Here is a 14,346-nt window from a genome sequence, read left to right as displayed (position 1 = left end):
CACTGGTCATGATAGCATTTGTCTTAGCGCTAACTTTTAATAGAGAGTTTGCTATACTAAAAATTAGCGCATTTTTTTAGGCATCATTTATCATCAATCATTAAGCGAGTCATTATGAATATATTCATTACGGGTGCATCACGCGGTATCGGTCTAGCGACAGCAAAACGATTGCTCGCAAAAGGTCATAGCGTCGGTCTTTTTGATATTGACACGGTTGAGCTTGAGCGTGCGATTGATGATAAAACTTTTAAAAAAGCGCTAAAAGGCAATCGTCTCGTCCATGGTCATCTAGATGTCATTGACCCTGAAGCATGGGATACGGCAATCGATCATATGCTGGAGAATTTTGGTGGTATTGATGTCTTGATTAATAATGCTGGCGTATTGGTGAGTGGCGCGTTGCCCCATACTGACTTGGACAAGCAATTGTCATTGATTGATATCAATTGTAAAGGTGTGCTCATCGGCTGTCATAAGCTAGCGCCGCATTTAGCCGACAGCAAAAACGCCAAAATCATCAATCTCTCATCTGCCTCAGCGATATATGGTCAATCTGAAGTGGCACCTTATTCTGCCAGTAAATTCTTTGTCCGCGGTTTAACCGAAGGGCTAAACATTGAATATGTTGAGCTAGGCATCAAAGTGATTGATGTCATGCCATTGTGGGTAAAATCCGACATGACGAAAGACATCAAGGTCACCAGTATCGACCGTTTGGGCATCAATCTAACCGTTGACGATGTGGCTAAGACCTTGTGTAAATTAAGCGCTCAGCCGAATCGTAAACTGTCACGGACTCACTATCCTATTGGCTTTCCTGCGAAAATGCTGCATACAGCCTCGCAAGTCGCACCTGACTCATTAATGCGCTTTATCAATAGTAAAATCGGTACTAAATAAATTTAGACTATAAAAATTCAAAAGTAACATGACAATATTTAAACGGCTACCAAGATTTGGCAGCCGTTTTTTTACGGTTAAATAAGCAACCTTCGTACATATTTTTAACATCCTGTGACACCTTACTACTAGAGGCAATGATGATAAGCGGACAAAATAGCTATACGACCCCCTTTAAACCCTACTAGGCTTGTTAACTATAAAAACTAAGGAAGACAGTATGGAACACTCAAAAACCCCGCTACCAGAAGAGATGAATCACATCGAAGGTGATGAAAATATTGATAATGATATCGATGAAGGTCAAGATAACCAAGGTAGCCAAGAGGTCGATTTAGACAATCCTATGCTGCATGTTATCGACAATGATGACTTTGACGATGATGCAGGATTTAATAATTCGCAAGTCGGAAGTGATGCAACCCAAGGTCTTACCCTCGTCCATCATCAAAATATCGATGAATCACGTATTGATGAGTTGCTGGTTGAAGAGAATTTAGATGATAGCCACTACCCCAGTATTGCCGACATTGCTGACAAAGACGCGGCAAAACTAAGCCATGACAATGACTTTTAAATAGTACTTTTAGAAAATTATTGATAAAAAAATACCGAACATGATGTTCGGTATTTTTTTGAATATTCATTTGATATTAAAAACGTTTATGCCCAACCATCCAGAGTCCCTGCCCAACCTTTTACCAATGGTGCACTCATTGCCTCTAACAAGTCTATATGTGCTTCATCAGCGTTGAGCGCTGGAATATAATGGTATTCTTGCCCGCCAGCATGCAGGAAAGTCTCGCGGTTTTCGATAGCCAATTCTTCCAAGGTTTCTAGGCAATCTGCCGAAAACGCAGGACTCAGAATTTGTACCGAGCGCACACCTGAGCTGCCCCACTCTTTGAGTACCACATCGGTATAGGGCTTAATCCATTCTTGCTTACCAAAGCGTGACTGGAAACTGATAATCCATTCATCTGGTTTTAGCCCAAGCTCATGAGCCACTTGTGCCGCCGTACATTTACAGCGTTTGGGGTACGGGTCGCCTTTATCAGCATAAGGCTGCGGAATACCGTGAAAGCTAAACATGAGCTTTTCAGGCTTGCCATGTACCGCTTGAAAACGACGGATGCTATCTGCTAATGCTTTAATATATAAAGGATGAGCAAAGTAATCTTTGACTATCGTTATATTGGGCAAATTACGCTGCTTCAGCGACCACTTAGTAATCGCATCATAAACCGCACCTGTTGAAGTCGCCGAATACTGCGGAAACACGGGTAACATGACGAAATGGTCAACCCCTTCGCTACGCAATTGATCCATGACATCAGGCAAACCCGGATTACCGTAGCTCATCGCGGCATGAACAGACACGCGAAATGGCGCAGCACGGTCAGCCAAACGCTTGTCTAACATCTCAACTTGCGCGTTAAGAATATTGCGCATCGGCGAATCGCCATCCCAAATACTGGCATATGCTTCTGCTACCCGTTTCGGGCGACTTGGCAGCACAAACAGATTGAGGATAATCGCCCATAAGAATTTTGGGATTTCAATCACGCGCGGATCGGACAAAAACTGTTTGAGATAACGACGGACAGCTGGCGCGGTCGGTTCATCTGGCGTACCAAGGTTGACAAGTAAAACGGCAATACGGGGAGGCAGGTCAGGTTTCATAGCAGCACTGTTTTATGGTTAAGTTGATGAAGGAAGCTCTACAAAAGATTGTTAAGACAGTATTCAATGAGCACGCCGTTAGTGTAGCATTTTAACCCTTTATAACGCATGGAAAAAGTGTCCTTGTACAATTTGACACGCAGTTATCACTACTCGCCTACGTCGATAGCGCCTAAAACCTGTAGCAATGACCCAGCCTTTTTTTCGATTGGCTTAATAACATAAAAACTAAGTATGAAAGGCTGCGCTTGAAGGTTGTACTCATATGCGCATCGCCCTACAATAGGCAAGCACATGGTCAAAAAAACAGTGTAGATAAAACGCTTTTAGTAAACCATTTAAAAATATCGGCAAAACGAGTTGTCGATACAGTGTCCTTCTTATTTTATTGATGATTGTTGTCTTGTGAGGTAGCTTTGAACGCACGCCCTGATAATACCAGTGACCAGTCCGCCACAGATAAAAGCAATGCTAAAGGCAATGCTAAAAGCTCAATCAACACTGAGGAATTATTGAACTCAGTCGGAGTCGTCACGCCCCAGACTCTTCATTTCGCTGAGCCATTAACTCTAGAGTGTAATCGCACTTTACCATCATTCGATTTGATTATCGAAACCTATGGTACGCTTAATAGCGACAAGTCAAACGCTGTGCTTATTTGCCATGCCCTATCAGGCAGTCATCACGCAGCAGGCTTTCATAGCGATGAAGATCAAAAAGCTGGTTGGTGGGACAATATGATCGGACCCAATAAGTCCATCGATACCAATAGATTCTTTGTGGTCTGCGTTAATAATATCGGTAGCTGCTTTGGCTCTACTGGTCCCACGACAATAAATCCAGATAGCAGTCAAGCACAAGTATATGGACCTGACTTTCCTCTGGTCACTATCAAAGACTGGGTCAAGACCCAAGCCATGCTTTCAGATCGCTTGGGCATTGACGTCTGGCATGCCGTCGTCGGTGGTTCAATGGGCGGTATGCAAGCTCTGCAATGGTCAGTAGATTACCCAAACCGTTTAAAACGTTGCGTGGTTATTGCCAGTACGCCCAAGCTGTCTGCGCAAAATATTGCCTTTAATGAGGTGGCACGCCAGTCTATTTTATCTGATCCTGACTTTAAAGACGGACGCTATCTGCTAGCAGGTACTTACCCTCGCCGAGGGCTTATCCTTGCGCGAATGGTAGGACACATTACCTATCTGACTGACGATGCGATGAAAGCCAAGTTTGGCCGTGATTTAAAGTCCGGCAAGTTTATGTATGGCTATGATGTTGAGTTCCAAGTCGAAAGCTATCTGCGCTATCAAGGTGAGCGCTTTAGCGAAAATTTCGATGCCAATACCTATTTGCTTATGACCAAAGCGCTAGATTATTTTGACCCGACACGGGATTATCCATTAGAGTCTGCTATAGATTCGTCGCCAGAATCTTTAGCCTCGTCTCTTGCTGAGTCTGTAAAAGCAGATAGTAGCGAAAACGAGCTAGCAAATACTTTAGCGGACAGTGCGGATATCGACAACATAAGTGCAACCAATCATCAAGAGCTGACCGCATTGAAAGCCGCCTTTGCCCATACTGAATGCCAGTATCTGATTGTGTCATTTACCACGGATTGGCGTTTTGCTCCCGAGCGCTCACAAGAGATTGTCGATGCGCTGATGGCGACTGGTAAACCGGTCAGCTATATCAATGTCGATGCGCCGCATGGGCATGATTCTTTCTTATTTGATATTCCGCGTTATATGGGCGCTGTCAAAGGCTTCCTAAACGCACCATTTATGACTGATAACCGAGACCAAAACAGTCAAAAAACATTAGGAGCGCGCTCATGAGAATGGATCATCAATTGGCTGAGCGTTGGATTGCCCCACACTCACATGTGCTTGACTTAGGCTGTGGTAATGGCGAGCTGCTCGCGCATTTACAGCAAAATCGCGGCGTAACTGGTTATGGACTTGAGATTGACGAGGACAAAATCAATGAAGCCATCGCTAATGGTTTATCCATTGTTGAGCAAGACTTGAATGACGGCTTGGCACGTTTCGCTGATAATAGTTTTGATACTGTAGTAATGGCACGTGCACTACAAGCCGTCAAATCGCCTGATATACTGTTGCTTGATATGCTGCGCGTCGCTCGTGAAGCAGTTATTACTTTTCCTAATTTTGCCCATTGGCAGAACCGAATACATTTGGGTTTGAAAGGTATTATGCCAGTCTCAGAAGCGCTGCCTTATGAGTGGTATAACACCCCAAATATTCATCTATGCACCTTTAAAGATTTTGAGAAACTGTGCGCGCAGCATGATATTCATATTATCAATCGTTTTGCCGTCAGTGATTCTGAAAAAGGGCATTCACCGTTGATGACAGCATTGATAAGACAAGCGCCAAACCTATTGGCAGATGTCGCTATTTATCGCGTCACCAAACAAAAACCTAAATGATATTTGCTACTGCTAGCTCTTATTAAAAATAATATTGACACCCATAAGTACATTTTTAACCTTAATAGAGTCTTAATCTATTCTTACACCTAAGTAACTCTATGATTTTATTGAGGACAACGAGGTATAGATAGGCAGTAAATCGTGTAATTAATATTTGAGTTTCGTAAGTTTGGGTGTTAAGCTAGCGAAATAGTGTCAACTGCACCCCGATTAATACCGTTTGTCGGCTTTATTGGAATCTATTGGCACATGATAACGATTAATTATATTGCTAATAATTAGGTAAGTTGGTCTTGTAAGATGTCGCCTAATTGTTATCGCCGTCTAACTGTCTTTAGCGAGACAATGTTTAGCGGGACAATTTTTTTTGCTTATTAACTGCCTAATTTTGGAGCTGCTATGAAATTATTAAAAGCTGCGTTGTTTACTGCCATTTTTTCTTGTGCAGGTTTTGCCAACGCTGAGTTAATATCAAACGTACCACTTGATACGTCACGTTTTGAGCTAATGCCTATTAGCGAGCTATCTAATCGCGCGGCTCAAGGTAATGATCATGCTCAATTTTATCTGGCCAAGCGTTTGCAAAAAGGCGAAGGCATTGCTCAAAATACCAAACAAGCGGTTCAGTGGTATACCAAAGCGGCTCAGCAAGGCGTTGCCCCTGCTCAGCTTAACTTAGCCATCATGTACTTGCGTGGTGAAGGTGTACAACCAAACCTACAACAAGCACGTGGTTGGTTAGAAAAAGCCGCTATGCGTGGTGATAACCGTGCTAGCTATACGCTTGCCTTGTTAGATGAAAAGCAAAAAAATCTAGTCGATGCTTATAAATGGTATGATTTGGCTGCCCGTGATGGCATGCTCGATGAAAAAGTCCGTAATAAAGCCCGTGGCAAAATTGGTCAATTGGCATTAAACTTATCCAGTGCTGATATCGCTAGTGCTCGCAGCAAAGCAGATACTTGGTTTCAGAGTAAATAAGCTATAATTTACTTTATACAATGAATATGCAAAAAGCTCAGTATTTTACTGGGCTTTTTTATTGACTATTTTTATCATCGCCTATATCTGGCTTAAGAAGGATAAAACACCCAAAACTTCCCTAAAATTTGTTACACTGCGCCCGCATTAGCCAATTCCACAATCGTGCTAGTGTTATGAATCTTACCAACTCATTCTAACCGTTAATGATAAAAAGCACCTTAACCCAATGCACTAGGTTTGCGACCTAGCCAGCAGGAGAAAAACATGAGTACCTCACAGACTGATAACGTAAAAGCATCAACCCATGCGACCGAATACGACAGCGTGACCAATAATATTGTCGTCGCTGCCCTATATAAATTCACTCGCTTTGCTGACTTTGAAAAGTACCGCGACCCAATTCTAAATACTATGCTCGACAATGACGTCAAAGGTACGTTGCTAATCGCTAGTGAAGGTATTAACGGGACCATTTCTGGCACACGCCAAGGTATCGATAATGTCCTAGACTATCTGCGTAGTATCGAAGAAATTGGCAGTTTTACTTTTAAAGAATCTTATACTGATGCCCAGCCTTTTTATCGCACCAAAGTAAAGCTTAAAAAGGAAATTGTCACGATGGGTGTGGAGAATATCGATCCATTGCAGTCGGTAGGTCGCTATGTCAAGCCAAGCGACTGGAATGCCCTAATCTCAGACCCTGATGTCATCCTGATTGATACGCGTAATGATTATGAAGTAAAAATTGGCACGTTCCAAAATGCGGTCAATCCTAATACCGAAACGTTTCGTGAATTCCCAGAATACGTGGCAAAAGAGCTAGACCCAAGCAAGCATAAAAAAGTCGCCATGTTCTGTACGGGCGGTATCCGCTGCGAAAAATCAACGGCATTTATGCGCGAGCAAGGTTTTGAAGAGGTTTATCATTTAGAGGGCGGCATTTTAAAATATCTAGAAGAAGTACCTGCCAGCGATTCTATGTGGGAAGGCGATTGCTTCGTCTTTGATAACCGTGTCTCAGTCAATCATAACTTAGAAAAAGGCAGTTATGAGCAGTGTTTTGCCTGTCGTATGCCGATTACGCAAGCTGAGATGCAAAGTCCTGCCTATATAAAGGGTGAGTCATGTCCGCACTGTATCGATAAAGCGACCGATGAGCAAAAAGCACGCTTTCGTGAGCGTGAGCATCAAATGCAATTGGCACAAAAACGTGGTGAAGCCCATATCGGTAGTGACGTCATTGATGTCATTGAGAAGCGCAAAGCAGCTAAGATCGAAGCTCGCCGTCAAGCAGACGCAGCCAATAAAACTAAAGCTGGCTAAATTTATGCCTTAGGGACATGGAAAATGCGATAAAAAAAGAGAGGCTCTTATGAATAGAGCCTCTCTTTTTTGTTATTCGCTATTTATAGCGCTAACTATAAATTTAAACTGTTATTACAAAACTTAAAACAAAATACGCACACGAATTGTCTCTTGAACGTCTTTTAGCTGATCTAAAGCCGCGGTTGAGTCGTTATAATCGACATCCATAACGAGATAGCCGACATCGCCTTCCGTCATCAAGCTCTGCGCCAAGATATTGATATTTGCTTCAGCAAACAGACGGTTAATCTGTGACAGGACGCCTGGTACGTTTTTGTGGATATGTAGCAGGCGATGCGTGCCTTCTTTAAACGGAATCGATACTTCTGGGAAGTTGACCGCCGTTGCTGTATCGCCTTGGTCAGAATATCGCACAAATTTATCTGCAACTTCCAGTCCAATATTTGCCTGTGCTTCTTGCGTTGAGCCACCGATATGCGGCGTCAAGATAACATTATCGAACTTACGCAGTGGTGACTCAAACTCTTCATCAGCAGATTTTGGCTCTTTTGGGAACACATCAATTGCAGCGCCCAAGATTTTGCCAGATTCAAGCACGGCAGCAAGGTCATCAATCTCGACACAAGTACCACGCGCAGCATTGATAAAGTAGCTGCCGTCTTTCATATGCGCAAACTGCGCCGCGCCCATCATGTAGCGTGTGCTTGGCAGATCAGGTACATGCAAAGTCACGATATCAGCAGTAGATAACAGCTCTTCTAAGCTAGCTACTTGCACTGCATTACCTAGTGGCAGTTTGGTCAAGACATCATGATAGATAACTTTCATACCAAAGCTTTCAGCCAATACAGACAGCTGCGAGCCAATAGAGCCGTAACCGACGATACCGATGGTTTTGCCGCGTACTTCATGTGAGTTAGTCGCAGACTTACCCCAACCACCGCGATGTACAGTGGCACTCTTTTCAGGGATACCGCGATAGAGCATGATGGCTTCAGCAAGTACCAACTCAGCGACCGAACGGGTGTTCGAGAATGGCGCATTGAAGACCGGAATACCGAATTCACGAGCAGCATCTAGGTCTACTTGGTTGGTACCAATACAAAAGCAACCAATGCCGATAAGCTTATGTGCATGCTGAAGCACTTCACGTGTCAGCTGCGTGCGCGAGCGAATACCAATAAAATGAGCATCTTTAATCTTTTCAATCAGCTCATCTTGATCCAATGCATGACTGATATTTTCAATGTTTTGATAACCAGCATCTTTTAATACTTTTAAAGCATTGTCGTGCAGACCTTCAAGCAATAAAAACCGGATTTTGTCTTTTTGGAGTGATAACGCCATGTGAGAACTGTCCTATAATTGTCTTATAAAAATCATCTGAGGGATAAGCTTGGATGAATGAAACGAAAAGAGTCTGGATATCTTACACAAAATTGGGCGGCGATGTTAGCAGATTAGATGAATTATTGGTTATCAATCCTGAAAAATTTTTATGCTATAGTGAATCCTGCTATCCAAATGAGCAAGCACCCCTTCTTTATGCTATGTACGCATATACAGAGGCAAACTAATAACACTCTACGATTGCGACGACTATTAAATTGCAATAATATACATCGTTAATATTCCCTTAATAACATACACCATTAAACACGTTCAGTTATAGCCATTTGGTTATATGATAATTCCCATAATAATCCCCTCTATGCATAGCACTCACGTTGATACCGAGATTTGACCATGACTTCTTTATCTAGCCAAACCCTATCTGAAACCCATGCAGCTGCTGTTCAAACCATCCTCAGCGCTCTGCTTGACGCCCATCAGTTTGATGCCAGCCAAATTAAAACTGATAGTGAAAGTTTAGAGCATTGGGGTAAAGACTGGACCAAGCACTTTGCACCCGCACCTGCTGCCATCGTCTTTCCAAAAACCACCGAGCAAGTGCAAGCGATTGTACTGCTTGCCAATGAGCATGATGTGGTATTGACGCCAAGTGGCGGTCGTACGGGATTGTCTGCGGGTGCAGTCGCTGCCAATGGTGAGATTGTGGTCAGTATGGATAAGATGAACCATATCGGACAATTTTATCCTGCCGATCGTATGGTTGAGATTGAATCCGGTGTGGTCACGCAGCAGTTGCAACAGTTTGCTGAATCGAAAGACCTCTACTACCCTGTCGACTTTGCCTCAGCAGGCTCCAGTCAAATCGGTGGCAATATTGGCACCAATGCTGGCGGCATCAAAGTTATCCGCTATGGCATGACCCGTCAATGGATTATGGGGCTGACAGTAGTAACTGGTAAAGGTGATATCTTGCAATTGAACCGCGGTATGGTCAAAAATGCTACTGGCTATGACTTACGTCAATTGTTTATCGGTAGCGAAGGCACACTTGGCTTTGTCACTCAGGCACAAATCAAGCTTGAGCGTCAGCCGCAAGACTTAAACGTCATGGTGCTTGGCATGGACAGTTTTAATGATGTAATGAATGTGCTATCTGCCTTTCAAGCACAGATTGATTTAACAGCCTTCGAATTCTTTGATGATGTGGCAATTGATAAGCTGATGGCACACGGTCAAGTGCAAGAGCCATTTGAGTCGCGTACCAAATTTTATACGCTATTAGAGTTTGAAGCACCGTACGAGCCGATCATGGATAAAGCCATGGCGATATTTGAAGATTGCATGGAGCAAGGTTGGGTCATCGATGGGGTGATGAGTCAAAGTCTCGCGCAAGCGGAAGAGCTATGGAAACTACGCGAATATATCTCTGAGACTATCTCAGTATTTACCCCGTATAAAAACGATGTCTCGGTACTTATCAGTCATGTCCCTGAGTTTATCGCTGAGATTGATCATATCGTCAGTAGCAACTACCCTGACTTTGAAGTCTGTTGGTTCGGTCATATCGGTGATGGTAACTTGCATCTGAATATCTTAAAGCCTGAAAACATGAGTAAAGACGATTTCTTCAGCGAGTGTCAAGTCGTCAACAAACACGTGTTTGAAACAGTGCAAAGATATGGCGGTTCAGTCTCTGCTGAGCATGGCGTTGGTATGACTAAAAAGCCGTATCTACATTATAGCCGCAGTGAGATTGAGATTGATTATTTACGCGAAGTCAAAAAGGTCTTTGATCCCAATAATATTATGAACCGTGGTAAGATTTTTGATATGTAAGGCGTTTTTACTCCTGATATATCTTTAATTATTAAAGATAAATAGAAAGACGCGCAATTGATAAGATTAGCGTCTTTTTTTATGCTCAAATAACACTAGTACGATATATTTGAGTGAATCGCCTATATCTTTCTAAAGTGGCATAAATTATACATATAGCAGCGCTAAACCTGCGACGAGCAGCACACTCAAAAAACCCTGGACAACTAAAAAAGCCTGATGCGGCGCAGCGACATGGCGCACCATATTACCTAGCGCATTGTAAGTGATGCCCGCTGCATTGATATGAGGCGGCGTATCAAAATTTTTGATCACTTGTAAGAATAATTCGGTATGATCAGGTCTCCAATCGTGGGGCGAAAATGGCAAAAACGGTGATAGCTGTGCCGCTTGTTTTTTGGTCGCAGGTGACCATAACCAACGTTCCAAAAACAGTAAGCGCATACGCCAATCAGAAAAACTGCGCTGCTTGATGACTTGCACTAATAGCACTTGAATGTTTTTATGACGGGTATCGACATATATACGTTGAATTAGCGTCAGTACTCTGGCCTTTTCACCCTCAATGCACTGCAAAAAATGCCCATTGCCATAGCATAACGTGCCTGTAATACCCTGTTGCTGATTATAATTACGCGCATGACTTTCTACTTCTTCGAATATCGTCGTACTAAAACGCGAACTAAGCGTCATGCTACTGACGTACACCAATTGCACCAGTGCAGTATCTTCAATGTCATCTAATGTTCTAAAAACAGCAGTATGAATTTCAGGCGTCATTAAAAATTCCTAACGGGTTAATATCAAATATGAGCAAGGAAAAATAACCAAATAAAATTAAATATAAATTTATCAAATGATGTCTCGACGAGGCAGAAAGACTCACAAAAACCTAGCAAATCTTTACGACGTTTGACTGTCATTAGCTGACGAGCTTGATATCATACCAGTCGACATTTACTTCAAGAATACTATAATCAGCAGTCAATGTACGTCAAAAGGTAGTCAAAGCACCCTTGAAGTGCGATAGAGCCACTTGCAAACTTATAAAAATACCTCATTAAAATAGATCATATGAGAAACGATCCTTATAACTTATTGTAAATACACAGATAAATGATTGTAACGATTCTCACAGCCTATTGGTATATTTTTCTCAACATTGTTATGCCGAAACCTTGTCATTAAGTTGAGACTTAAATTTACCGTTATTTATCCCACTTATATAAAAATTAATCGCAAGATGTGTCGTACCTTCATTTATCAATATCACTTATTAACACCCGCATACAGAAACAACAGACAGGAATTTTATGAGTAAGATAGAAAAACCAGAAGACTTTCATTTAACGATTGCTGAGATTAAGAAAAAAGACTACCCGCAACTTAAAGCGTTAATGGATCGAGTCTATGTCAATTTAGGCGGTGCATGGTCAAAGAATACAATTCATACTTTGATTGACGCTTTCCCAGAAGGGCAGATTGCTTTATTTGATCACGACGAGCTGATTGGTATCGTATTATCTATGCGCGTTGATTATGCAAAGTTCTCTAATCCACATACCTATGATGACTTGATTGGTCATAAAGAGATTATCAGAGACAACCCTGAAGGCGATGCTATCTATGGTTTAGACGCTCTCATTGACCCTGAATATCGTGGTTATCGCTTGGGTCGCAGGCTGTATGATGCCCGTAAAGAGCTTTGTCGTCAGTTGAACTTCCGAGCTATTTTAGCTGGTGGTCGTATTCCAAACTACCACAACCATCAAGATTTAACGCCCGGTGACTATATCGATGCGGTTGCCTCACGCGAAATTCATGATTCTGCGCTTTCTTTCCAGTTATCGAATGGTTTTATCGTCAAGCGTATTTTGACCGCTTATTTGCCAGATGACAAACAGTCTAAAGGCTTTGCGACCTTACTTGAGTGGGCAAATATTTATTATGAGCCAAAAGACTATAAGCCCAATACGCGCAAATCTGAAGTGCGTATCGGCGGTATCCAGTGGCAGATGCGTGAAGTTGAGTCGCCAGAAGAGCTGTTGCAGCAAGTTGAATTCTTTGTCGACGTTATGGCTGATTACAACTCAGACTTTGCCTGCTTGCCAGAATTTTTTAACGCGCCATTGATGGGTTTGTGTGAGTCGACGGATCAAAACATTGCGATTCGCTTTTTGGCAGGTTATACCGAGTGGTTTAAAAACGAAATATCGCATTTAGCGGTCAGCTATAACGTTAACGTTATTATGGGCTCCATGCCATTACTAGATGAAGACGACACGCTGTACAATGTCAGCTATCTGTGTCGCCGCGACGGTACGGTAGAAGAGCAACGCAAAATCCATATTACCCCTCATGAGCGTAGCGCTTGGGTCATCGAAGGCGGTGATGAGGTCAAAGTATTTGATACGGATGCTGGTCGTATTGGTATCTTGGTCTGTTATGATGTTGAATTCCCTGAGCTTGCCCGCTTGTTGGCGCTCGACGATATGGATATTTTGTTCGTGCCTTTTTGGACAGATACCAAAAACGGCTACTTACGTGTGCGCCACTGTGCTCAAGCGCGAGCCATTGAAAACGAATGTTATGTGATGATTTGTGGATCAGTGGGTAACTTACCGCAAGTTGAGAGCTTAGACATTCAGTACGCGCAGTCGTCTATTTTTTCACCGTCAGATTTTGCATTCCCGCATGACGCGATTATGGCAGAAACGACGGCCAACACTGAGATGGTTTTCTTTTCAGATGTGAATTTAGACAAGCTCACTCACGTCCGTAACGAAGGTTCGGTCCACAATTTGCTTGATCGCCGTGATGACTTATTTAGCTTAAAATGGAAGCGAAAATCCAAAATTCCAGCGAGCAAGTTGAGTGATGAAGAGCGCCGTGAAAACTCTGGTAGCGTACTTTTAGGCGATCCATTACAAAACCGTGCGCAAAAGCCTTAAGTGAGGACTATCCAACCGTTAATTAATAGCATACTTAATTAATGAGACTCTTAATATTTTAATCATACGGCTGACTATTCAGCCGTATATTTTTATCTATTAAAAACTATAGTCAATTCCAAATAAAACAGATACGTTGTGTTCCAACACAGTACTGGTATAAATTTTTCTGGCATGCTGTGCTTACGCCGACAGAGGCTGCGTAAAATTCATCCCAGTCCTACTGTATCGCTTTAATACTGAATTCACTGTACTTATAAAAGCCACCGAGCAAAAAAGCAGCCACTATGACGACTGATATCGACAAGACGACTGAGAGATCTAAAAAGACACCCAAGCAAAAAGCACTGTCACTTATTAAAACTGTGCTGCTCTACGGCTTGGTATTTGCCATTATTTATACTGCTGTTAACTGGTGGCGACAGCCGGTCATGCCAGCCGATCCACAGTTGCAATTGATGGATTATCAAGGGCATAGTATTGATTTGGCAGCAATGAGTGCGGATAAACCCACGCTGGTCTATTTTTGGGGTACGTGGTGTCCGATATGTAGCGTGACCTCACCGAATATTAATGCGTTGGCTGCAGAAAATAACTATCCAGTCGTTACTGTTGCTATCAAGTCCGGCTCTGACCAAGAGTTACACAGCTATCTTAAGCAAAACAACTATAGTTTTAATACTGTAAACGATAAAGAAGGCGCTATCTTTGATGATTGGCAAGGGCAAGTCACACCCTCTTATGTCATATTAAAAAATGGCGAGATGAGCCAAGGGCTTACAGGCATTCAACCATTATGGTCATTAAAACTAAGACTGTGGCTGTCGTCAGTTTTTTAGGGCTGAAATTAAATAGTCT

Annotated in this window: 12 protein-coding genes; 9 read left to right on the top strand and 3 right to left on the bottom strand. The window is 42.6% G+C overall.

The genetic code is table 11. The features are described 5' to 3' along the window. Window positions 1-114: 114 nt before the first annotated feature. A complete protein-coding gene (locus tag PCRYO_RS02150) occupies window positions 115-903 on the top strand; it encodes an SDR family NAD(P)-dependent oxidoreductase (RefSeq protein WP_011512785.1) in 789 nt (262 codons plus the stop codon). 220 nt (window positions 904-1,123) lie between these two features. Beyond that, window positions 1,124-1,480: a hypothetical protein gene (locus PCRYO_RS02145; protein WP_011512784.1), complete on the top strand. Its 357-nt coding sequence runs from the start codon at window positions 1,124-1,126 to the stop codon at window positions 1,478-1,480. A gap of 86 nt (window positions 1,481-1,566) precedes the next feature. Here PCRYO_RS02145 and hemH read toward each other — a convergent pair whose 3' ends face one another. Beyond that, window positions 1,567-2,586: a ferrochelatase gene (gene hemH / locus PCRYO_RS02140; RefSeq protein WP_011512783.1), complete on the bottom strand. Its 1,020-nt coding sequence runs from the start codon at window positions 2,584-2,586 to the stop codon at window positions 1,567-1,569. Window positions 2,587-3,098: 512 nt separating this feature from the next. Here hemH and PCRYO_RS02135 point away from each other — a divergent pair. From PCRYO_RS02135 to PCRYO_RS02120, 4 genes are all read left to right on the top strand, one after another. Next, window positions 3,099-4,421, top strand: coding sequence for a homoserine O-acetyltransferase MetX (locus tag PCRYO_RS02135; protein ID WP_088591989.1), 1,323 nt, complete (start codon window positions 3,099-3,101; stop codon window positions 4,419-4,421). After that, a complete protein-coding gene (gene metW / locus PCRYO_RS02130; RefSeq protein ID WP_011512781.1) occupies window positions 4,418-5,035 on the top strand; it encodes a methionine biosynthesis protein MetW in 618 nt (205 codons plus the stop codon). Before PCRYO_RS02135 ends, metW begins: the two co-directional genes overlap by 4 nt. A 402-nt stretch (window positions 5,036-5,437) precedes the next feature. Beyond that, window positions 5,438-6,019 (top strand): tetratricopeptide repeat protein, encoded by a 582-nt coding sequence (locus PCRYO_RS02125; protein ID WP_011512780.1) that lies wholly within the window; start codon window positions 5,438-5,440, stop codon window positions 6,017-6,019. Between the two features lie 267 nt (window positions 6,020-6,286). Then, window positions 6,287-7,345: a rhodanese-related sulfurtransferase gene (locus PCRYO_RS02120; protein ID WP_011512779.1), complete on the top strand. Its 1,059-nt coding sequence runs from the start codon at window positions 6,287-6,289 to the stop codon at window positions 7,343-7,345. Window positions 7,346-7,468: 123 nt separating this feature from the next. Here the strand turns inward: PCRYO_RS02120 and serA are convergent, their stop codons facing one another. Continuing rightward, on the bottom strand, window positions 7,469-8,695 hold the full coding sequence (gene serA, locus PCRYO_RS02115) for a phosphoglycerate dehydrogenase (protein WP_011512778.1): 1,227 nt from the start codon (window positions 8,693-8,695) through the stop codon (window positions 7,469-7,471). 399 nt (window positions 8,696-9,094) lie between these two features. Between serA and PCRYO_RS02110 the strand changes: the two genes are divergently transcribed. Then, entirely contained in the window at window positions 9,095-10,537 is a 1,443-nt protein-coding gene (locus PCRYO_RS02110; protein WP_011512777.1) for an FAD-binding oxidoreductase, read from the top strand. 147 nt (window positions 10,538-10,684) lie between these two features. Here the strand turns inward: PCRYO_RS02110 and PCRYO_RS02105 are convergent, their stop codons facing one another. Further along, the gene (locus PCRYO_RS02105) at window positions 10,685-11,317 is read right to left on the bottom strand and encodes a BLUF domain-containing protein (RefSeq protein WP_011512776.1); all 633 of its coding nucleotides are present in this window, start codon (window positions 11,315-11,317) and stop codon (window positions 10,685-10,687) included. A gap of 533 nt (window positions 11,318-11,850) precedes the next feature. On the opposite strand from PCRYO_RS02105, the gene PCRYO_RS02100 reads away from it, so the two are divergent. Both PCRYO_RS02100 and PCRYO_RS02095 read left to right on the top strand, forming a co-directional pair. After that, window positions 11,851-13,488 (top strand): carbon-nitrogen hydrolase family protein, encoded by a 1,638-nt coding sequence (locus PCRYO_RS02100; RefSeq protein ID WP_011512775.1) that lies wholly within the window; start codon window positions 11,851-11,853, stop codon window positions 13,486-13,488. A gap of 287 nt (window positions 13,489-13,775) precedes the next feature. After that, complete coding sequence (locus tag PCRYO_RS02095) at window positions 13,776-14,327, top strand: protein disulfide oxidoreductase (protein WP_011512774.1); 552 nt, start codon at window positions 13,776-13,778, stop codon at window positions 14,325-14,327. The last annotated feature ends 19 nt before the right edge of the window (window positions 14,328-14,346 follow it).

The sequence above is a fragment of the Psychrobacter cryohalolentis K5 genome, from assembly GCF_000013905.1.
GTDB lineage: Bacteria > Pseudomonadota > Gammaproteobacteria > Pseudomonadales > Moraxellaceae > Psychrobacter > Psychrobacter cryohalolentis.
The sequence above is the reverse complement of the archived record's forward strand: the minus strand, read 5'-3'. Positions and strand labels throughout refer to the sequence as shown.